Annotated in this window: 19 protein-coding genes and 1 other RNA gene; 18 read left to right on the forward strand and 2 right to left on the reverse strand. The window is 54.0% G+C overall.

Going from position 1 to position 22,029, the window contains the following annotated elements:
* The first annotated feature begins 34 nt into the window (after positions 1-34).
* The 6 genes from M2298_RS03565 (at position 35) to M2298_RS03590 (ending at position 7,153) form a co-directional block, all read left to right on the forward strand.
* Positions 35-943, forward strand: a complete 909-nt coding sequence (locus M2298_RS03565; protein ID WP_122964201.1) for a cation diffusion facilitator family transporter — start codon at positions 35-37, stop codon at positions 941-943.
* A gap of 73 nt (positions 944-1,016) precedes the next feature.
* Complete coding sequence (gene recJ / locus M2298_RS03570) at positions 1,017-3,371, forward strand: single-stranded-DNA-specific exonuclease RecJ (RefSeq protein ID WP_173598618.1); 2,355 nt, start codon at positions 1,017-1,019, stop codon at positions 3,369-3,371.
* Between the two features lie 12 nt (positions 3,372-3,383).
* A complete protein-coding gene (locus M2298_RS03575) occupies positions 3,384-3,896 on the forward strand; it encodes an adenine phosphoribosyltransferase (RefSeq protein WP_063230212.1) in 513 nt (170 codons plus the stop codon).
* Between the two features lie 358 nt (positions 3,897-4,254).
* Entirely contained in the window at positions 4,255-6,426 is a 2,172-nt protein-coding gene (locus M2298_RS03580; protein WP_063230213.1) for a RelA/SpoT family protein, read from the forward strand.
* An 84-nt stretch (positions 6,427-6,510) separates the two neighbouring features.
* The gene (dtd, locus tag M2298_RS03585; RefSeq protein WP_122964199.1) at positions 6,511-6,948 is read left to right on the forward strand and encodes a D-aminoacyl-tRNA deacylase; all 438 of its coding nucleotides are present in this window, start codon (positions 6,511-6,513) and stop codon (positions 6,946-6,948) included.
* Positions 6,949-6,973: 25 nt separating this feature from the next.
* A complete protein-coding gene (locus tag M2298_RS03590) occupies positions 6,974-7,153 on the forward strand; it encodes a Rossmann-fold NAD(P)-binding domain-containing protein (protein ID WP_233454075.1) in 180 nt (59 codons plus the stop codon).
* Positions 7,154-7,376: 223 nt separating this feature from the next.
* On the opposite strand, the gene M2298_RS03595 is transcribed toward M2298_RS03590, so the two are convergent.
* On the reverse strand, positions 7,377-9,290 hold the full coding sequence (locus M2298_RS03595) for an N-acetylmuramoyl-L-alanine amidase family protein (protein WP_429827580.1): 1,914 nt from the start codon (positions 9,288-9,290) through the stop codon (positions 7,377-7,379).
* A gap of 146 nt (positions 9,291-9,436) precedes the next feature.
* Here M2298_RS03595 and M2298_RS03600 point away from each other — a divergent pair, with 146 nt between their 5' ends.
* From M2298_RS03600 to M2298_RS03630, 7 genes are all read left to right on the forward strand, one after another.
* The gene (locus M2298_RS03600) at positions 9,437-9,607 is read left to right on the forward strand and encodes a hypothetical protein (RefSeq protein ID WP_167470285.1); all 171 of its coding nucleotides are present in this window, start codon (positions 9,437-9,439) and stop codon (positions 9,605-9,607) included.
* 93 nt (positions 9,608-9,700) lie between these two features.
* Complete coding sequence (locus tag M2298_RS03605) at positions 9,701-11,206, forward strand: coproporphyrinogen III oxidase (RefSeq protein ID WP_280648226.1); 1,506 nt, start codon at positions 9,701-9,703, stop codon at positions 11,204-11,206.
* Between the two features lie 507 nt (positions 11,207-11,713).
* Positions 11,714-12,994, forward strand: coding sequence for a histidine--tRNA ligase (gene hisS / locus M2298_RS03610; protein ID WP_173597460.1), 1,281 nt, complete (start codon positions 11,714-11,716; stop codon positions 12,992-12,994).
* Between the two features lie 34 nt (positions 12,995-13,028).
* Positions 13,029-14,819 carry an aspartate--tRNA ligase gene (aspS, locus tag M2298_RS03615; protein WP_217022422.1) on the forward strand — a complete coding sequence of 597 codons (1,791 nt, stop codon included), beginning with the start codon at positions 13,029-13,031 and terminating at the stop codon, positions 14,817-14,819.
* Positions 14,820-14,869: 50 nt separating this feature from the next.
* A non-coding RNA gene (ssrS, locus tag M2298_RS03620) (6S RNA) lies at positions 14,870-15,051 on the forward strand.
* A gap of 69 nt (positions 15,052-15,120) precedes the next feature.
* Positions 15,121-15,876, forward strand: coding sequence for a tRNA threonylcarbamoyladenosine dehydratase (locus M2298_RS03625; RefSeq protein WP_122964195.1), 756 nt, complete (start codon positions 15,121-15,123; stop codon positions 15,874-15,876).
* Positions 15,877-15,882: 6 nt separating this feature from the next.
* The gene (locus M2298_RS03630) at positions 15,883-17,241 is read left to right on the forward strand and encodes an AAA family ATPase (RefSeq protein WP_122964194.1); all 1,359 of its coding nucleotides are present in this window, start codon (positions 15,883-15,885) and stop codon (positions 17,239-17,241) included.
* Between the two features lie 15 nt (positions 17,242-17,256).
* Here the strand turns inward: M2298_RS03630 and M2298_RS03635 are convergent, their stop codons facing one another.
* A complete protein-coding gene (locus M2298_RS03635; protein ID WP_167470284.1) occupies positions 17,257-17,430 on the reverse strand; it encodes a hypothetical protein in 174 nt (57 codons plus the stop codon).
* Positions 17,431-17,528: 98 nt separating this feature from the next.
* Here M2298_RS03635 and cymR point away from each other — a divergent pair, with 98 nt between their 5' ends.
* From cymR to M2298_RS03660, 5 genes are all read left to right on the forward strand, one after another.
* Entirely contained in the window at positions 17,529-17,948 is a 420-nt protein-coding gene (cymR, locus tag M2298_RS03640; protein WP_063230222.1) for a cysteine metabolism transcriptional regulator CymR, read from the forward strand.
* Between the two features lie 33 nt (positions 17,949-17,981).
* Complete coding sequence (locus M2298_RS03645) at positions 17,982-19,130, forward strand: cysteine desulfurase family protein (RefSeq protein WP_173597459.1); 1,149 nt, start codon at positions 17,982-17,984, stop codon at positions 19,128-19,130.
* A gap of 136 nt (positions 19,131-19,266) precedes the next feature.
* Positions 19,267-19,647, forward strand: a complete 381-nt coding sequence (locus tag M2298_RS03650) for a DUF4183 domain-containing protein (RefSeq protein ID WP_173598614.1) — start codon at positions 19,267-19,269, stop codon at positions 19,645-19,647.
* 105 nt (positions 19,648-19,752) lie between these two features.
* Positions 19,753-20,130 (forward strand): DUF4183 domain-containing protein, encoded by a 378-nt coding sequence (locus M2298_RS03655; protein ID WP_122964191.1) that lies wholly within the window; start codon positions 19,753-19,755, stop codon positions 20,128-20,130.
* Between the two features lie 234 nt (positions 20,131-20,364).
* A complete protein-coding gene (locus tag M2298_RS03660; protein WP_173597457.1) occupies positions 20,365-22,029 on the forward strand; it encodes a methyl-accepting chemotaxis protein in 1,665 nt (554 codons plus the stop codon).

Raw genomic sequence — 22,029 nt, forward strand, 5'->3', positions numbered from 1 at the left:
AGACAAGTAGGCTGATAGAGGAGGAGAGGCAGGAATGGGCGATGATCGGTTGGCACAAGCGCAGTTTGGGGCATGGGTAGGCATTGTGGGCAACCTTGCTTTGGCAGGGGTGAAGCTGTTGATCGGGCTGATGGCAAAGTCACAGGCATTGATTGCCGATTCTGTGCATTCCGCATCGGATGTAGTCGGTTCCGTGGCGGTTCTGATCGGCTTGCGAGCGGCAGAGCGTCCGCCTGACGCAGATCATCCGTACGGTCACGGAAAAGCCGAATCGATCGCAGCGATTATTGTCGCGGTTTTGTTGGCAGTTGTCGGCTTCGAAATTGCGATGTCTTCGATTAAAGCGTTTTTTGCCCCTGTGGAAGCGCCAGGCATGCTGGCAGTTTGGGCTGCCATCGGTTCCATGATCGTCAAGGAATGGATGTTCCGCTACAAGTTCAAGCTCGGCAAAAAACTGAACAGCCAGTCGTTGATCGCCAACGCCTATGAGCATCGCTCGGATGTATACTCTTCGTTTGCCGCACTGGTAGGCATCGGCGGCGCGATTGTGGGCGAGCGGCTGGGTGTTCCCTGGATGTTGTATCTGGACCCGGCAGCCGGGATATTCGTATCTGTGCTCGTTTTGAAAATGGCTTACAACATCATGATGGAATCGATTCACAGCACGCTGGATCACGTCTTGCACGAGGAAGATACAAAGCAGCTCAGACAGGCGATTGCCGAGGTCGATGGCGTGTTGCGCATCGATTCGCTGCGGGCCAGGGAGCACGGGCATTACCAGATCGTCGATGTGAAAATCGGGGTGGACCCGGCGATTACCGTCCTTGCCGGGCATCAAATTGGCAAGCGCGTCAAGCATATGCTGCTGGAAACATTTCCTGATATTCGCGATGTTTTGGTCCATGTAAACCCATTTGATCCCACTTCACAGCCAAAACGGTAAAAACGGCATGTTTTATGCTGTTGTCAGTCTCCCTCTCCATCCACTATAATGAATGAGGATTGGAGGAGAGCCTATGCTGAAAGCGAAAACACGCTGGAAACTGGCCACCTACGATGAACAGATTGCGGCCAGTATAGCTGAGGAGTGCCAGCTAACTCCGCTCGTGTCCAAGCTGCTGGTGATTCGCGGCGTCGACACAGCGCAGAAGGCCCGTGATTTTTTGCAAGCTGGCCCGGAGTTGTTTCATGACCCTTATTTGCTTGATGGAATGGAACAGAGCGTGCATCGCATTCAACAAGCGATAGAGAGGCAAGAGCCGATCTGTATTTACGGAGACTATGACGCGGATGGGGTCAGTTCGACATCGTTAATGGTACACCTGTTGCGCCAACTGGGCGCTGTTTTTGACTATTACATTCCCAACCGTTTTACTGAAGGGTATGGGTTACATAAAGACGCCTTGGCGCATCTGCATAAAAGCGGTTACAAGCTGATCATTACAGTCGATACAGGAATCAGTGCAGTAGAGCAGGTAGCGTATGCCACGCAGTTAGGTCTTGACGTCATTGTAACCGACCACCACGAACCTCCGGCTGTGATTCCGGAGGCATTTGCTGTGATCAACCCTAAAAAGCCTGGCTGTACGTACCCGTTTGACATGCTCGCGGGAGTCGGGGTCGCCTTCAAGCTGGGGCATGCCTTGCTAAAGGAGCCTCCTTTGCATTTGGCTGACCTGGCAGCACTCGGGACGATCGCCGATTTGGTGCCTTTGGTAGATGAAAACCGCATCCTCGCCAGAGCGGGCTTGAAGCGTCTGAATCAGACCCGCAATATCGGATTGCAGGCGCTGATCCGCGTGTGTGGACTGTCTGACAGCGAACTGTCGGCCGGACATGTCGGATTCGCGCTCGGGCCGCGTCTGAACGCAAGTGGACGGCTGGAGACGGCAGAGTCCGCCGTCAAGCTGCTGACGACCGAGGATATGGCGGAAGCAGAGCAGTGCGCACAAGCTTTGGACGATTTGAATCGCGAGCGTCAGGAGCTTGTAGCGACGATGACGGAAGAAGCCGTGCAGATGGTGAAGGAGCAGTATCCACCCGAGGAAAACAACGTCCTCGTCCTGGCGAAGGAAGGCTGGAACGTCGGGGTTGTAGGAATCGTAGCGTCACGGCTAGTAGAACTGTTTTACCGTCCGACGATCGTGCTTGGCATCGATCCGGAAAAAGGGACAGCCAAAGGCTCGGCGAGAAGCATCGCCGGCTTTGACATGTACGAAGGTTTGACAGCATGCAAGGAGTGGCTCCCGCATTACGGGGGGCATACGATGGCCGCAGGAATGACACTCCCGGTGGAAAACCTCGATCTCTTGCGCAGCAGGCTGAACGAGCTGGCGGGGGAATGGCTGACGCCGGAAGATTTTACCCCTCTGACCAAAGTAGATGTGTCGATGAGCATGGACGAAATCAGCCTGGAGGCAGCCGAGCAGCTGGAACGGCTCGCTCCTTACGGGATGGGCAATCCGACTCCGCTCGTCATGCTGGATGAAGTCGAGACACAGGGAATGCGCACAATCGGGCGCGATGACAATCATTTGAAATGCACACTCGTCAGGTCAGGCCAAACGTTGGATGCCATCGGCTTCAACTGGGCGCACGTGACGAAAAAGGTGACCCCAAAAGCGCGTTTTCAGGTGCTGGGCGAGCTTTCAGTCAATGAATGGAATGGCAACCGCAAGCCGCAGCTGACGATCCGGGACTTGTCCGTTCCGCATCAGCAAGTGTTCGACTGGCGGGGAAGTCGGGACAAAATAGAGAAATGGCAGCAGTTGATAGCGGAGTCCGGGACGATGACCGTTGTGTTTCGGGCGGAAAGCTATGAACAGCTCGTGCCAAAGACAAGCGCGGACGGGCAGACTTCTCTCTTTTTCCTGGGCAATGCTGTCGCGCTTGACAGGCAGGAGCCGCAGCAAGCGGTTGTGCTCTACGACTTGCCGAAGCGTCGTGCCGATTTGCTGCAAATCAGTCCGCTGCTGCAACAGGCTGAGCGCATCTACTGTCTGTTTGGCGACCCGGATTTGGGCATGGAGCGGCTATCCTGTCCGAGCCGCGATCATTTCAAGCAGCTGTACCAGTTTTTTGTGCAAGTGCCAGTAGTGAAGCGCATACATTTGGATGCGCTCGCCCGCAAGCTGCAATGGAAGCGAAGCTTGCTGGACGGCATGCTTGCGATCTTTTTGGAGTTGCAGTTTTTGCAGGAGGATGCCGAACAGTATCGCCTGCAGGAGACGGCAGAAAAAAGGCCGCTGGAAAGCTCCGTCATTTATACGGAGTGGAAGGAAGAAGCGCAACTCGCTACGGATTTGCTGCTCTCATCCTCGGAATCATTGATCCAAACGTTTCATCAGCTGGTGACACCAGTCACCGTATAGGAGGAATTTTTCATGGATTACAAACAATACATTCGCGTCATTCCGGACTTCCCGCAACCGGGGATTCGTTTCAAAGATATCACGACTTTGCTGAAAGACGGCCCTGCTTATCGCGCAGCGATTCAAGACTTGGCTGAATTTGCCCGCGAAGTGCAGGCTGACGTGATTGCAGGTCCGGAAGCACGCGGATTTGTCGTAGGAGCGCCTCTGTCTTACGAAATGGGAATCGGCTTTGTGCCGATCCGCAAATCCGGCAAGCTGCCTTACGAGTCGATCAAGGCAGATTACGACCTGGAGTACGGCAAAGACGCGCTCGCTGTGCACGTAGATGCCGTTACGCCAGGCCAACGCGTGCTGATTGCGGACGACCTTCTGGCGACCGGAGGAACCATCGAAACGACGATCAATCTGATCGAGCAACTCGGCGGAAAAGTAGTAGGCGCTGCCTTCTTCATCGAGCTGTCCTATCTGGAAGGACGCAAAAAAATCGGGGATGTTCCGATCAAATCCTTGGTGCAATATTAATTGATGCTTCAACGAAAAACGGGTCATGTACCCGTTTTTTTCTTTTTTCCACGCATGGATCATACTTTACAGGGGAAACAGCTTTACAATACGAACGACATAAAAGATAATAGTATGAAATAGACATGACGCTTTTTTTCATCCAGACAGACAACCGATAATGTTCGTCTGCCGCTTCCAAGGAAGAGCAGGCTGCCAGCGTCCGCACGCAGGACGCACCAAAATCATCCGCTACAGAAGAACTACTTGTTCGAAAGGGCTTCTATAGATGATTTTTTTTATACGCTCAAAGCCTTCGCCTGTGACATAAGGCTTGGCAAAGCCAAGTTTTCCAATGAGAGGATAAGGGAAGGGAACTATGATTACCGGCATTGATGAGGTAGTAAAAAAAGCAAGCACCTATTTGTCACAATCGGATCTGGACCTGATTACTCGCGCCTATCAGCTGGCTGAAAAAGCTCACGAAGGGCAGATAAGAAAATCAGGCGTTCCGTACATCATGCACCCGATCGCAGTAGCGGGGATTCTCGCCAACCTGCACATGGACGCGGTTACGATCGCTGCCGGATTTTTGCATGATGTAGTGGAAGACACCGACATTACGCTTGACGATCTCCGCCAACAGTTCGGTCCTGACGTGGCTCTGCTGGTAGACGGGGTAACCAAGCTGGAAAAAATCAAATACAAGTCCAAGGAAGAGCAGCTTGCTGAAAACCACCGCAAGATGCTGGTTGCCATGGCGCAGGACATTCGTGTCATCATGATCAAGCTGGCAGACCGTTTGCACAACATGCGGACATTGCGACACATGTCCGAAGAGAAGCAGCGGGAAATATCCGATGAGACGCTGGAGATTTTCGCGCCCCTGGCTCATCGGCTGGGGATTGCCTCCGTCAAATGGGAGCTGGAAGATACGGCGCTGCGCTATTTGAATCCGCAGCAGTATTACCGGATCGTCAACCTGATGCAAAAGAAGCGGGTGGAGCGCGAGGCTTACCTGAACGAAGCATCGGATACGATCAGGGAGAAGCTTGGCGAGCTGAACATCGAGGCGGAAATATCGGGGCGGCCCAAGCATATATACAGCATCTTTAAAAAGATGACCAAGCAAAACAAGCAGTTCAACGAAATTTATGATTTGCTGGCCTTGCGGATCATTGTGAACGACATTCGCGACTGCTACGCGGTGCTGGGCATTGTCCATACACTGTGGAAGCCGATGCCTGGCAGATTCAAGGACTATATCGCGATGCCGAAGACCAACATGTACCAATCGCTGCATACGACGGTGATCGGGCCTAAAGGCGAGCCGTTGGAAGTGCAGATTCGCACGTGGGATATGCATCAGACGGCAGAGATCGGGATCGCGGCCCACTGGGCGTACAAGGAAGGCCAGAGTGTCGTGCAAGGATCGTTTGCCGAGAAGCTGGGCAGCTTGCGCGAGATTATCGAAGGCGGGTCAGAGGAAGCGCCCAATGCGCAGGAGTTCATGGAAAGCCTCAAGCAGGATTTGTTCTCGGACACGGTCTTTGTGTTCACGCCAAAAGGAGATGTAGTCGAACTGCCAAAAGGCTCCGTGCCGCTGGACTTTTCCTATCGCATTCACTCGGCGGTAGGAAACCGGACGATTGGGGCAAAGGTAAACGGCAAGATCGTTCCGCTTGATTACGCCATGAAAACGGGCGATATCGTCGAAATCCTTACTTCCAAGCATTCGTACGGGCCAAGCCAGGACTGGCTGAAAATGGCCAAGTCCGCCCATGCCCGCAACAAAATCAAGCAGTGGTTCAAAAAAGAAAAGCGGGAAGAGAACGTTGCCAAAGGCCAACAGATGGTGGAAGCGGAGATCAAATCGCGCAGCTTCGACGTGAAGGAAGCGATGACGGACACCAACCTGAAGGAAGCGGCGGCGCGATTCAACTTCCAGGGGGCCGAGGACATGTTTGCCGCAGTCGGCTACGGCGGCATTACGGCTTCCCAGATTGCCACACGTCTGCTCGACAAGCTTCGCCGCGAGCGGGAGGAGCAAAATCCGGTCATCCCGGAGATCAAGCAAAATCCGGCTCACCGTGCGCAAAAGAGCGAGTCCGGGGTAAAAGTGCGCGGCGTAGACAACTTGTTGGTGCGTATCTCGCGTTGCTGTACACCAGTTCCGGGCGATCAGATCATCGGCTTTATTACAAGAGGGCGCGGTGTGTCTGTGCACCGGAAAGACTGTCCGAATGTGCTCGCAGATGAATGCTCAGAGCGTTTGATCGACGTCGAATGGGATACCGATCAGAAGCACAACTTCAACGTGGAAATCGAGATCACGGGCAACGATCGCAGCGGACTGTTGAACGACGTGTTGCAAGTCGTCGCAGAGACGAAGACGAATATTGCTGCCGTCAGTGGCAAAGCAGATAAAAATCGGGTGGCGACGATTCATATGACCATCTCGATCAGCAATGTGGATCATCTCTTGAAAGTTGTGGAACGAATCAAGCGGATTAAAGATATTTATTCGGTTCGCCGCATATTGAGCACCTGATCCGTTTTTGGATCGGGTGTTTTGTTTAGGTCAGCCGTGCGTCATTGTGAGCGGCGAGCTTCCAAACGAAAGGAATGGATCGACGTGAGAGTTGTCGTACAGAGAACGAAAGAAGCAAGCGTGACCGTTGCTGGCGAGGTAGTCGGGCAAATCGAGCACGGGCTGTTGCTGTTAGTCGGAATCACCCACGAGGACAGCGAAAAGGAAGTAGACTTTGTCGCGGATAAAATCGCCAATCTGCGAATTTTTGAAGACGAAGCAGGAAAAATGAACTTTTCCGTCCTGGAGACGGGCGGGCAGATTTTATCGGTGTCCCAGTTCACGCTGTACGGAGACTGCCGCAAAGGGAGAAGGCCGAACTTCATGGCAGCCGCTCGCCCTGAGCAGGCTGAACCGCTGTACGAGCTGTTTAATGCCAAGCTGCGGGAAAAAGGGCTGGTCGTGGAGACGGGGCGTTTTGGCGCGATGATGGACGTACGTCTGCTCAACGACGGACCTGTCACCCTGATCGTAGAATCGTAAGCGAAAAGACGGGGAGGCGGGGAAAATGGCACAGGAAGCGCTGGTGATCGGGGCGAGCGGCATGCTGACAGAGGTAGCTCGCTGGCTTGCCAAAGAAGGCTATCGAGTGACAGTGGTGGGACGCGAGCGGCAAAAGCTTGCCCGCGTGCGGGACGGTTCCGGCAATCCGGCAAAAAGCAGCACAGGCGATTGTCGGACAGGTTGAGCCGTGGGAGCGGCGTCCGAGTTACTGAGACTACGAGATATCTGAAAAACGGCTGCTGCGGCAACCGTTTTTTCTTTTGCGTGAAACTGCTTATTACGAAAAAATGAAAACACCCCCGCCCAAGGAGGGGACGCACTGGCGATTCGCGCAAGCAGTGTGTCCGTCTCTCGTGGTACGGGGGTTTTGTTTTGGAACCCGTTGTTACGCAGTCTGGCAGCCGGAATCAGCCGCCCTGAGGGTTCAGCGTATTGAAGTATTGGACGATCCCTTTGTACAAGCCGTCTGCGGCGAGATCCTGCTGTTTCTCCGAGCGCACGCGCAACTCCTCGTTGTAGTTGGACAGGAACCCGATCTCGGCCAGGATGGACGGAACGGAGTTTTCCCGCAGTACGAAGTAATCGCCAAAACGGGATTGCAAATCTTTGTAGCTCGTCGCTTTCACCAGTTCGTTTTGCACGAGGGACGCGAGCTTGCTGGAATTGCCTTGGTAGTAGAAAAAGACGATGGAGCCGTTGGTCGCCGTGTTTGGATGTGTATTGTGGTGAATGCTGACAAAAATATCCGCTTTGTTCATGATGGCGACATCCACGCGCTGCTGCAAGGTGAGCTTGCGGTCGTCGGCTCTCGTCATGATGACTTTGGCCCCGGAAGCCTCCAGCTTGTTTTTCAGCAGCAGGGCAACTTGCAGGTTGACGGTTTTTTCCAGCGTAGAAAAGCTTTTGCCGGTTGCGCCGTTGTCGTTGCCGCCGTGTCCTGCGTCGACGACGATCAGCTTTCCGGCGAGATCTTGGCTGCGAATTACGGCAGGCACGCCGCTTGCCGATACGAGCCACCCGGCAATATAGCCTGTCGAGCCATCGCTGAGCGTTACTTTGAACCAGTCGCCCTCTTTGGACACGACGCTGTATTTTTCCCCTGCCTGCACTTGGCGAATCAAACCGTGCTCGGCACCGGGACCTGAGCGAACGTTCGTATTCGGATTGATGACCGTGACATACGGCCCGCTTGGTGTCGGCACATTTGGTCCGGAGACACTGACCAGCCATCCGGCTACCCAGCCTGTCTGTCCGGCCGATGTCTGCACCCGATACCACTCGCCTTGCTTCTCCAGCACCTTCAGCTTGCTGCCGACAGGCAACGTAGCGAGAATCGCACTGGATGTATTGGACTGGCTGCGCAGGTTCAGCCCGTCCGTTTGCACGGTAGCTGTCTGTTCGGCAGGTGTGGCAGGCTGACTCGGCTGGCTTGCCGAGCCGGAATTGACATCGGTGTTTGGTCCGGGAGACGTGGTCGTGTCTTGCGCGGGCTTGTTGCTGTCCGTTGATATCCAGGCGTTGACGCCATCGTAAGGGAATTGAATCCAGCCGTTTTGCTGCGATAAAACCGTGATCGTCTCGCCAGCGTGAAGCTGCCCGATGGCAGGAGCGCTGGCATCCGGCGTAGGGTACACGTAGGGAGCGAACTCCAGTGTCAGGCTTGCTCCTTGAACGGCTGTCGGCTTCGGCGGGGTGACGGCACTCCCGGAATTGCCGGAGCCTCCTGGCTGTTGTGGTGCAGTAGTTCCGCTTCCCTGCGTGGAACCTGGCGACGCTGGGGATGAGCTGTCCTTGACCAGCCAGGCTGCCACCCAGCCTTTGCTTGTCCCATTTAGCTGAATCATGATCCAGTCGCCGTTTTTTTGCACGATCGGGTATTTGGTTCCCGGGTTGATCGTCGTCACAACCGGGTACGTTTGGCCCGGGCCGGAGCGGACGTTGAGATTGGTAGTCGTGCTCTCTGCCGTACTCGCCGGAGCTTGTGCAGGCTGCTGGTTTTGCGAGACGAGCCAGTTTGCCACCCAGCCGCTCTGACCATTATGCAGCTTGACTTGAATCCAGTCGTTTTTGGTAGAGATGACAGGCAGCACGGTCTTGTTTGGCAGCGTGGTGACGACAGCGTCCTGAAGGCTCGGCCCGGAGCGGACATTGAGCTTGTCCACGCTGACCTGAACAGAACCGGCGGCCCAGGCAGTTGAAACGGGGAGGGAGATGGCGCAAGCGATAGCCAGGAGCGACCCCAGGATTTTTTGACGTAACAGCACGTTTTTGACATCCTTTCCAGATAAAATGCGAGGGAGGCGAAGCGTCGATTCTTTCATGTTTTTGCCAACACAATCACTTCGCGCCAGTTTCTCGTTTTTCCTGCAAGAAGCGACAAAGCTTTTGCCAGGTGCCGCTGGTTGCAATTTGTTGCAAAAGGCCATACTAGAACAGATAGAGCCACAAAAACGCAGGAGGAATTGCAGTGAGGCAGTCAAACAAGGAAACGTTTGCGCAAGGCTTGAATCGACAATTTTTTTCCGTCGACTTTCATGACGATTTGGCGAAAGAATCGTCACGGCAAAATGTAGAAATGTCCCAAGATTTTTATGTCAATATGCGAGACTTGCCGCAATCACACCCGAAAAGGAAGTAATCGCCTGAGATGCCGCCCATCCGCTCTGTTGACCGCGATTGTGCCTGTCAGCTATGATGGAGTGTGGCATTTTAAATAAGCAGGTGAGCACATATGATTCAAATAAAATGCGAGGGACACGCGTTTGAACGCGAACTCTCCTTAATTCTTGCGCTGTTTTACGAAGACCCTGCGTTAGCTTTTGTCTCGGAGTGGGATGGCGCTGCCGATATGCAAATCAGGCTCGCGCTTGCCACTGACAGCTCGGGTGTAGTGGCGTCGGGAGAACTGGATGACAAAACTACTCGACTCAGCCGCCAGGTCAGGCGGGAGTACGTTTCCCGCGATGAAAAGGCGATGCGCAAAACAGCGAAGCAGGCATTGTGCTACACGCTGTTGCTCATGCTGGAACAATATACGGGAATCGAACAAGGCTGGGGAATCTTGACGGGAATCCGTCCGACCAAACTGCTCCATCAGCTGAACGTGGCAGGTGTCGAGAAAGCAGAGGCGCACAAGCGGCTGCAACAGGATGTCATTTTGCGTCCGTACAAACTGGAGCTGCTCCAGGAGATCGTCGACAAGCAGCTTCACGTCGTGCCTGATCTGTACCAGATCGACCGCGAGCTGTCGGTGTACATCGGCATCCCTTTCTGTCCGACGAAGTGCGCCTACTGTACGTTTCCTGCCTACGCGATCCGCAGTCATACGGCTTCGGTCAATCCGTTTCTCGAAGGACTGCATTACGAGATCGAAAAGATGGGCGAGTGGCTGACGAGAAACGACCAGCGAATTACTTCGATCTACTTCGGGGGAGGAACGCCGACGAGCATTACCGCCGATGATATGAACCAGCTGTTCGAGACGATGCACCGCAGCTTCCCGCACATGGACGGCGTGCGCGAGTTGACTGTCGAAGCGGGCAGGCCGGATACGATTACGGCAGAAAAGCTCGATGTGATGAAACGGTGGGAAGTCGACCGGATCAGCATCAATCCCCAATCGTTTACACAAGAGACGCTCAAAGCAATCGGGCGGCACCATACCGTGGAGGAGACGATCGAGAAGTACCATCTCGCCATGGAAATGGGCCTGACCAATATCAACATGGACTTGATTATCGGGCTGCCGAACGAGGGCGTAGCCGAGCTGGCGCACAGTCTGGAAGAAGTGGAAAAGCTGATGCCTGCGTCGCTTACCGTGCACACGCTCTCCTTCAAGAGAGCTTCGGAAATGACCCAGAACAAGGAGCGTTACAAGGTAGCCAGTCGCGACGAAATCGGCAAAATGATGGAAATGGCGTCTGCCTGGACGAAAGCAAACGGCTACGATCCGTATTATTTGTATCGCCAAAAAAACATTTTGGGTAACCTGGAGAATGTCGGCTATGCGAAACCGGGGCAGGAAAGCATCTACAACATCATGATCATGGAAGAAGTGCAGACGATTCTCGGCCTTGGCTGCGGGGCGGTTTCCAAGCTGATGGCGCCGGGCAGCGGCAAGCTGAAGCGTTTTCCGAATCCGAAGGACCCGAAAACCTACAACGACACGTACAAAACATTGGTGGAAAACAAGCTGCACGATCTGGATGAAGTCTACGCAGGGGCAACGACTACGTAAAAAAGCAGCGCAGGTGCAGGCTGAACGCGCGGCAAACCATAGTAAAAAAAGTTTTATGGAGCGCCTGTTGACGCCTGCTGGCTGGTTTGCTATGATTCACATTAAGCTTTTGGATACAATCAGATCTGATGACGGGAACAAGTACCCAACGAACCGGATAACCAGAGAGAAAGCGCCGTGGCTGAGAGTGCTTTCGTATCACGACTTGGTGAATGACATCCCTGAAGACCGCAGTGAACGAGCGAGGAGCAATCCTCTCCCTTCAGTAACTGGCAGGCGTGCGCCGGCGTTAACGGCTTAATCAAGTGGGATGGCCTTTGATACACAAGGCTGTTCAAACAGGGTGGCACCACGGGAGTATAACCAGTCTCTCGTCCCTGACATGTGGCGAATTGCTAAATGTCAGGAGGCGAGGGGCTTTTTTATTTGGCTAAATAGAAAAGGTCCTTTGATCCTGGAGGTTTGGCGTAGCCCAAGTTTTTCAAAAGACATGGAGGTTCGAGAGGAATGACGAGAATCCAGATTCCCCGCGGTACGCAGGATATCATGCCAGGTACCGTAGAGTTGTGGCACTACGTAGAGGCAAAAGCCCGCGATTTGTGCCGCCGCTTTAACTACGCGGAGATTCGCACGCCGCTGTTCGAGAGCACGGAGTTGTTCCAGCGAGGAGTTGGCGAGACGACGGACATCGTGGAAAAGGAAATGTACAGCGTAGCAAATCCGCGCAGCAACGACGCGCTCACGCTGCGTCCGGAAGGGACGGCTGGCGTCGTACGCTCTTACGTGGAAAACAAGCTGTACGGATCGCCCAACCAGCCTACCAAGCTGTACTATCTGGGGCCGATGTTCCGCCACGAGCGCCCGCAAGCAGGACGCTACCGCCAATTCGTTCAATTCGGGGCAGAAGCGATCGGTTCGAGCGACCCGGCGATTGATGCAGAAGTGATCGGCCTCGCCATTCGCCTGTATCAGGAGCTTGGCCTGACAGGGCTGTCTGTCGAGCTGAACAGCGTCGGCACCGTAGAAGACCGCGCTCGCCACCGCGAGCATTTGCTGGCGCATCTGAACGGCGTACGCTCCGAGCTGTGCGAGGATTGCCAATCCCGGATTGATCGCAATCCGCTGCGCGTGCTCGATTGCAAAAACGAAAAATGCAAAACATTGACCAAAGACGCACCTTCCATTCTGGATTACTTGAGCGAAGCATCGGCAGCTCACTTCGAAGCAGTGAAAGGCTACCTGACTGCTCTCGACATTCCGTACCATGTCAATCCGCGTCTGGTTCGTGGATTGGACTACTACACGCTGACGGCTTTCGAGATCAAAATGGCGGAAATCGGCGCGGTGGAAACGCTTTGCGGCGGCGGACGCTACAACGGTCTGGTTGCAGAGCTGGGCGGCGACGATATGCCAGGCATCGGTTTCGCACTGAGCATCGAGCGCTTGCTGCTCGCTCTGGAGAAACAAGGCGTGCAGCTGCCGATTAGCGGCGGTATTGACTGCTTCGTCGTCGTACAGACACCGGAAGCCAAGCAAGGCGCCTTTATTCTCGTCGACCAACTGCGTCAAGCAGGCGTGGCTGCCGAACTGGACTACCTCGACCGGAAAATGAAAGCGCAGCTGAAACAGGCTGATCGCCTCTCGGCCCGCTTTACGGCCATCATCGGAGAATCCGAGCTGGCAAACGGTACCGTCGTTCTGAAAGAAATGGCAACAGGCGAACAGCAGGAGCTGAAACAGGCTGATTTCGTAGCTGCGCTTGCCGCAAAAGTACAAGGCAACAACTAACAAACAAAACAAAGCAAAAGTGGGGGAAATCATCATGTCTTGGCAATATCGCACCGTACACTGCGGTGAAGTGACAACTGCACACGTAGGACAGGAAATCGTATTGAACGGCTGGGTACAAAAGCGCCGAGACCTCGGCGGAGTTATTTTCATCGACTTCCGCGACCGTACGGGAATCGTGCAGATCGTATTCAACCCGGAGCACAACAAAGCGGCTTGGGAAGCGGCTGACAAAGTGCGCAGCGAGTACGTTCTGGTCGTAAAAGGAACAGTAGTCAACCGCGCGCCTGAAGCAATCAATCCGAAGCTGAAAACAGGCGAAGTCGAAGTTCATATTTCCGACATTCAAATCTTGAACGACGCGAAAACGCCTCCGTTCCAAATCGAAGACGACATCGAAGTAGATGAGCAAGTTCGCCTGAAATACCGCTACCTCGACCTGCGCCGTCCGGAAATGCAACGTTCCCTGTTCCTGCGCAGCAAAGCGGCGAAAGCATTCCGCGACTTCCTGGACGAGAACGGCTTCCTGGAAGTAGAGACACCGATTTTGAACAAGAGCACGCCAGAGGGCGCCCGCGATTACCTCGTGCCGTCCCGTGTGCATCCAGGCGAGTTTTACGCCCTGCCGCAATCCCCGCAGCTGTTCAAGCAGCTTTTGATGGTGTCCGGTCTGGAGCGCTACTACCAGATCGCCCGCTGCTTCCGCGACGAAGACTTGCGCGCTGACCGCCAGCCTGAGTTTACCCAGGTGGACATCGAGACGTCGTTCTTGTCGATGGACGAAATTTTGCCGATGATGGAAAAAATGGTCGCTCACGTGTTCAAGCAAACGATCGGCGTGGATGTCGTGACGCCATTCCCTCGTCTGACTTACGCGGAAGCTATGGGACGCTACGGCTCTGACAAACCGGACGTGCGCTTCGGCATGGAGCTGACAGATGTATCCGACCTCGTAGTCAACAGCGACTTTAAAGTGTTCGCTTCTGTCGTATCTGGCGGCGGTCAAGTAAAAGGGATCAATGCAAAAGGCTGCGGTCACTACTCCCGCAAAGAAGCAGACGATCTGGGCAAATTCGCTTCCCGCTACGGAGCAAAAGGCTTGGCTTGGATGGGCTTCAAAGATGGCGAAGTAAAAGGACCAATTGCCAAGTTCTTTAAAGAAGAAGAAATTACCGAGCTGAAAAAGCGTCTCGAAGCGGAAGAAGGCGACCTGCTTCTGTTCGTAGCCGACAAGCCGAAAGTGGTTGCAGACGCATTGGGAGCACTGCGCTCCAAGCTGGGCGCGGAGCTTGGCCTGATCGACCACAGCAAGTTCGCATTCCTCTGGGTTGTAGACTTCCCGCTGGTAGAGTGGGATGAGGATGCCAAACGTTACGTGGCCCTGCACCATCCGTTCACTCGTCCAAAAGACGAAGACCTGCACCTGTTCGACACCGATCCGGGCCAAATCCGTGCGCAAGCGTACGACATGGTGCTCAACGGCTACGAACTGGGCGGCGGTTCCATGCGGATTTTCAAACGCGACGTGCAAGAAAAAATGTTCAAGGCGCTCGGCTTCACACTGGAAGAAGCGCATGAGCAATTCGGCTTCCTCCTCGATGCATTCGAGTACGGTACACCTCCACACGGCGGAATCGCCCTCGGTCTGGACCGTCTGATCATGCTCCTGGCTGGCCGTACCAACCTGCGTGAAGTGATCGCGTTCCCGAAAACGGCAAGTGCGAGCGACCTGATGGTCAACGCGCCGGATGTAGTAGCTCCGAAACAACTGCAAGAGCTGTCGATTGCAACAATCGTGACAGAAGAAGAAAAGGTAGAAGCGTAATCGACTTGCGCAACTGCATTGCTGTTTGATACATTGGTAATACTATCTACAAAGCCCTGCGATGTTCGTGACATCCGATAGTTTTGAGCCACAAAGTTTGTTCAGGGAGTTTTTCGTCCGCAATTGTAAAGGCATGCCTCCGTCGAGTGGACGTCTGTAACAGTTGGGCAAGACACCCACCTGCGATTAGCAGGTTCAAAACTAAGGAGCTACACGGCATAATGGGGCTCCTTTTTTCTTTGTGATTCCTACTTTTCCGATTGACAATTATCTTACTTGCGAATGAAAGGTGAAACGAACGATGCTTCATCAATTTTCCCGTTGCGAATTGGCCTTCGGTCCCGAAGGTTTGGAAAAAATGAAAAATAGCTGCGTCGCGGTTCTCGGAGTCGGCGGTGTCGGTTCCTTTACAGTGGAAGCGCTGGCGCGTACAGGTGTAGGCAAGCTTGTGCTGGTGGACAAGGACGCCGTTGACATCACGAACATTAATCGGCAAATTCATGCGACACTGAACACGATTGGACAAAAAAAGGCAGAACTGATGAAGGAGCGCATCGCTTCGATCAATCCCGAGTGCGAAGTCGTGACGCTCAACATGTTTTACAACGAGGAGACATATGAGCAGTTGTTTGCCCATGAACTCGACTATATCGTAGACGCCATGGATACGATGTCTGCCAAGCTGCATCTGATCCAGGAAGCCAAACGCCGCAACATCCCGGTTATCTCCAGCATGGGCGCTGCCAACAAAATGGACCCGACCCGGTTTGAAGTAGCGGATATTTCCCAGACGAGCTACGATCCGATCGCCAAGGTCATTCGCCGCGAGCTGCGCAAAAAAGGCATCTACAAAGGCGTCAAGGTCGTCTATTCACGAGAGATTCCTGTAAACGTGCGCACGGATGTGCGTGAGAAAATCGTTTCCAACCCGGATTCACCGATTAGCAAAGTGCGGCAGCCTCCAGCGAGCAACGCGTTTGTTCCGTCCGTAGCGGGCCTGATTTTGGCCAGCGTCGTCGTGCGTGACTTGCTGGACTGGCAGCCGATAAAAGGATAGGGTAGCATGAACGATCTGTTTTCGTTTGCTTATGAAGAAGAGGGCGGCAGCAAGCAAAAGCCGCTCGCTGCACGCATGCGTCCAAAGACGATCCAGGAAGTGATCGGCCAATCCCACATTCTCGCGCCAGGCAAGCTCCTGCGCCGGGCGATTGAAGCCGATCAAGTATCGTCGCTCATTTTTTACGGGCCGCCCGGGACGGGAAAAACGACCTTGGCAAAAGTGATTGCCCGGACGACCCGCACGCATTTTTCCGAGTTGAACGCCGTAACGGCAGGAGTGGCGGACATTCGCAAAGTCGTTGAGGCGGCCAAGGAAAGACTCGTGATGGACAACCAGCGCACGACTTTGTTCGTCGATGAGATTCATCGCTTCAACAAGTCCCAGCAAGATGCGCTGCTTCCTTATGTAGAGGAAGGCACGATCATTTTGATCGGGGCGACGACGGAGAATCCTTTTTTCGAGGTCAATCCGGCGCTGTTGTCGCGTTCGCAAGTGTTTTCGCTCCAGTCGCTTTCGCACGAGGAATTGCAGCAGGTCATGGATCGCGCGCTCGCAGATGAAGAGAACGGATTGGCGGAACTGTCTGTCAACGTGACGAAGGAAGCGGCGGAGCATTTGATCCAGTATGCAGAAGGAGACGCCAGACGTTTGCTGAACGCCTTGGAGCTGGCTGTGATGACGACGCCGCCCGGAGCGGACGGGAGAGTGACCGTAACGCTCGATGTAGCGGTCGAGTCGATCCAACGCCGCGCCGTGCGCTATGACAAAAGCGGCGACAACCACTACGACACGATTTCCGCTTTTATCAAGTCGATACGCGGTTCCGATCCCGATGCTGCGCTGTACTGGTTGGCGAGGATGATCGATGCCGGAGAAGACCCGCGGTTTATTTCGCGCCGACTGGTCATCTCGGCTTCCGAGGATATTGGAAATGCCGATCCGCAGGCGATCTCGGTTGCGGTAGCCTGCTTCCAAGCGGTAGAATTGGTGGGGATGCCTGAAGGACGAATCCCGCTGGCGCAAGCGACGACGTATTTGGCTACAGCTCCGAAAAGCAATGCCGCATACAACGGGATCAACTCTGCGCTGGACCGGATTCGCACCGACGGCCACAAGCAGGTTCCTATCCACTTGCGAGACTCGGCTTACAAGGGCGCAGCCAAGCTGGGACACGGTCAGGGATATCTGTATCCGCACGATTATCCGTACGGTTATGTGCCCCAACAGTATCTGCCTGACGGTGTACATTATTCGTTTTACCAGCCAAAGGACTTTGGCTATGAGCGTCATATCCGGCGTTTTCAGGAAGAGAGACAAAAGCTGGATAACCGTGGATTGCCGAAGAAAAACTCCCCCGAATAAAGGGGGAGGGTGAAGTTAGGTGCGGACGTCTCCGCCGGGTTTGTTCGGCAAGTCACCGTTTTCGTTCGGCTGTTTGCTCTGTTCGCTCGCCCCGTAGCGGGCTTTGTGGGCAATGGTGCCCGCAGGCTGTTCGTACAACGTGTCGGACGGGTGGTTGCGTCCTCGTTCTGAGCGTTTGTTTGTCGCCATTTTGCTTTCACCCCCTAAGATGCTAGTGTGTCCCAGGACGCTCAAGTCATGTAAGCTAAGGGAGTGGGTAAACCCAAGAATAAGAGGAGAGTTGCTACGTGAAGATTTCTACGAAAGGACGCTACGGACTGACGATCATGATGGAACTGGCCAACCGTGTTGGGGAAGGGCCGACTTCCTTGCGCAGCATTGCCCAGAAGCACGACCTGTCCGAGCATTATTTGGAGCAGTTGATCGCGCCTTTGCGCAACGCAGGATTGGTGAAAAGTATTCGCGGAGCTTACGGCGGCTACGTGCTGGCGAAACAGCCGGACGAAATATCCGCAGGCGACGTCATCCGCGTACTGGAAGGACCGATCAGTCCGGTCGAGTTTGCAGAAGAAGAAGATCCGGCCAAACGCCATCTGTGGCTGCGCATTCGCGACAGCATTTCTGCGGTGCTGGACGCGACTTCGCTTCAGGATTTGATCAGCTTCGAAGACGACGGGCATTCCGATAACTATATGTTTTACATTTAAGCAACAGCTACCAAGCTAGTAGAAGGTGACACAGTGTCTGACATGTTGTATTTTGACCACGCTGCCACGACTCCGGTACATCCGCGAGTGCTGGAAGCGATGACTCCGTATTTGACGCAAGTATTCGGCAACCCGTCCAGTGTCCACGGTGCCGGTCGCGAGGCGCGCAAAGCATTGGAGCAAGCGCGGGATGCGATTGCCAGCTTCATGGGTGCCGAAGCGCAATCGCTCATTTTTACGAGCGGCGGCACGGAAGCGGACAATATGGCGATTATCGGCGGGGCGATGGCCCAGCGCGAACGCGGCCGCCATGTCATTACGACGCAAATCGAGCATCATGCCGTCCTGCACGCTTGCGAGTATTTGGAGCAGGCAGGGTTTGACGTCACGTATTTGCCCGTAGATGAGACAGGCTCTGTCCGCATGGAAGACTTGCAGCAGGCTGTTCGTCCCGATACGGTGCTTGTGTCGATCATGTACGGCAACAACGAAGTGGGAACGATTCAACCCATCGTAGAGATCGGGAACTTCCTCCGGGAAAAAGGCATTATTTTTCATACAGACGCCGTTCAGGCATTTGGCGTGCTGCCGTTTCAAGTGAGCGAGTTGCCTGTGGACATGCTGTCCGTGTCCGCGCATAAAATCAACGGGCCAAAAGGCGTTGGCGCCCTGTACCTCGGACGCAAGATTCCGGTGTCTCCGATTTTGCACGGCGGCTCCCAAGAGCGCAAGCGCCGGGCGGGAACGGAGAATTTGGCGGGAATCGTCGGCTTTGCAGAAGCGACGAAGGTTGCCGCAGAGGAGAGGGCGGACCGGGTAGCCAAATACGAGCAGATGAAGGCAGTCATGCTCGCGGTTTGGCAAGAGGCGAACATCGCTTACCATGTAAACGGTCATCCCGAGCATGTGCTCCCGCATATTTTGAATGTCAGCTTCCCTGGCGTTCACACCGAGACGATGCTGATGAACCTCGACTTGGTTGGCATCGCAGCTGCGAGTGGCTCTGCCTGCACGTCCGGGTCGCTGGAACTGTCGCATGTACTCGTGGCGATGAAGCTTGCCGATGAGATTGCCCGATCCGCCATCCGCTTCAGCTTTGGCATTACCAACACGGTAGAAGAAGCAAAACAGGCGGCGCAGGCCGTGGCGCAAATCGTGAGCCGTCTCGCCCGAAGCAAATAGCCTTCAACGACAAACGAACCGCTTGGGCTATGTCCCTGAGCGGTTTTTTCCTGTCCAAAAAATGGTTGCCTGCCGGATTCCAACGGCTTTTCGCAAACATACGCTACTACTGACGTCGGTTGAAAAAGGTGAGAGTATGTTCACGGACAAAGCATCTGAGGCAAAAGCGAAAAAAATCGAAGCAGAGAAGGCGACCAGACTTTGTGCGGAGCCAGAGCTGGAAAAGCAAGAAAGGCAGCAAAAGCAAACGCATCTGAAAGCGGACTGTCATTACTTTTGTGCGATCGCGGATGGGACAAAGCGGGTCTACACCGACGAGGACGCCTGGTTGCCGTACACGACCAGCGGGATTCTTGATCCTGCCTGCGTTTCGTTGGTGAACTTGTTTATCAACGGGATGATCCAGCCTCCTGTCCTCTATGAAGTAGCCAAAGGCAGACTGCGGCTGCTGACAAAAGAGCCTCCAGGCAAAGATGTGAGCATCGTCCTGCAATTCATTGCCATTGCCGCATCGTAGCGTTCGTTCGCGACGGAAAATAAGGCGGATGATTACGTCACTTGTCCAACACTTCTTCGCAGCTTGCTCAATAAAATAGAGTAGCAACGAAAAGGAGGACGGATGATGGCGCTTGAGATACTGAAGATCGTGGTCACAGCTACGACGACAACGAATGCGGTTCCGACCGTGACGCGCTTTTTTCGCAGAACATTGGCTCTTGTCGTCGGACCGGCGACGTTGACCATAAATGTAGGGGACTTTCAAACGGATGCGGGTACAACGGCTACCTCTCTCCCGACACTTCCGGCAAACAATAGCTACTATAACGTCTACATTAACGGGATCATGCAAATGGGCGGGCTTACCACTTATACTCCGGGTGGATCGGGAGTAGGGAAGCTGGACATTACCGTGCCGTCGGGGCAAACGATCGCACTCAGTACCGTCATTGTACTGGAAATTGTCAGCTATGCCCCTACGTCGTCGACAACAGTGAGCTGACGGCGCAGCGTACCACAGCACACATGGAAAATGAGGAAATAAAAGGAAAAAAATCAGATAACAGTTCGGTGCAGATTGCAAGCAAAAAAAGCAATCTGCTTTTGTTTTTCGCTCCAAATTTTCTAATTGTGTGGCAATTGTGGTTAATAGTGGATAACAATGTTAGAATGATTCCGTAGAACCAGGCCGGAAGAACGAAAGCGCTTTCGTCCAGCAAAAGGAGAGGAATTATTCATGATTGCCAGACGTATCTCGATTCGCTACAAACTGGTGCTTACCATTCTCTTCCTGACCATGCTTCCATTGATGGTAGTCGGGTACATCCAGTTTGAAAACGCACGGAATGCGGTTTACAGACTGACCGTTTCCGATTTGCAATACATAACCCAAATGAAGGCCCGGGAGCTGGTTCCCTACACCCAGGACACAACGATCAGCGACAGCAATAGACAAAAAATTGACGAGATCATTCGCGAGGTGGCAGAGAGCTACTATAAGCCGAATGGCATGGTTGGCTATGCCTATATCGCGGATGCCAGCGGAGTCCCGATCTTCCACCCGGACCCGAACGTGCAAAACAAATCGCTCGCGGGCGAAGCGTTCATGCAAGAGATGCTGGCGAAAAAGAGCGGCTGGCTGGAGTATGAGTTCCAGGGAGCCACGAAGTTGACCGTGTACGAAGAGTTGCCGAACGGCTGGATTCTCGCGATTGGCAGCTACCAGAACGATTTGCTGGCGACGATCGAGAGCAGCCGTCCGATGATGTTCCTTTTGAACCTGATTAGTGCAATCGTGGCTCTGGCTACCGGAATTTTTATCGTCAGCAGGCTGGTTCGTCCGCTGAAAGAGCTGGTCGCAGCGATGAAAATGGCCGAGACGGGAGATTTGACCAAGCGTGCGAAAATCCGTTCGGGGGACGAGCTTGGCGAGCTGTCAGCTATGTACAACGAGATGATGGAAGTGTTTTGTAAAATGCTGAGTGAAGTGCAGCGTGTCTCCCAGCAGGTTGCGGCGGCATCCGAGGAGTTGACAGCGAGTGCAGCAGAGAGTGCCAGGGCTGCCGAGCAAATCTCGCTTGCTTCAACCGAGATCGCCATGGGCTCGGAGCAGCAGAAACAGACCGTATCGGATACCACTCGATCTTTGTCGCACATCGGCGGCGATATCCAAGAAATCGCCTCTTCCACGGAGCGGGTCAATGCGGATGCGACGCAGGCGTTCCTTTTGGCGCAAGATGGCGAAGGCAAGCTGAAAGAACTTGTTCAGGAAATGGATCAGATCACAAATCATGCGAGGAACACAGAGCAAGTCATCCGGGAACTGGGAATGCAATCGGAAAAAATTATTGGAATTATTACGATCATCCGGCAAATTTCTGATCAAACCAATCTGCTTGCGCTGAATGCAGCGATTGAAGCTGCCCGCGCAGGTGAACAAGGAAAAAGCTTTGCAGTCGTTGCGCAAGAGGTACGCAAGCTGGCAGAACAGTCAGGACATGCGGCAGAAGAAATTGCTTCGCTGATCCATGCGATTCATACCGATATTTTGGATGCGGTGCACGCGATGGGAACGACAACCGAAGCCGTCCAGGAAGGCAGAGGCGGAGTAGCCATCGCCGGAGAAAGCTTCCAGCAAATTTTGGTGGCCGTCCAGGATGTCAGTCAGCAAGTGTACCGGATGAACGAGGCGGCCCAAGGGATTCATCGCGATACGGTCAAACTGGTCGCGCACTCGGATAAAATTGCGGAGCTGGCTGACACGGCGGCACGAGATACGCAAGAGGTAGCGGCAGCGTCCGAACAACAGACCGCGACGACGCAAGAGATGACGGCGGCTGCGGAAACATTGGCGCAAATGGCTGAACAGTTGTCAGACCAAGTAAAACGCTTTACAATTTAA

It is taken from the genome of Brevibacillus sp. 1238 (assembly GCF_029892995.1).
GTDB classification, from domain to species: Bacteria; Bacillota; Bacilli; order Brevibacillales; family Brevibacillaceae; genus Brevibacillus; species Brevibacillus parabrevis.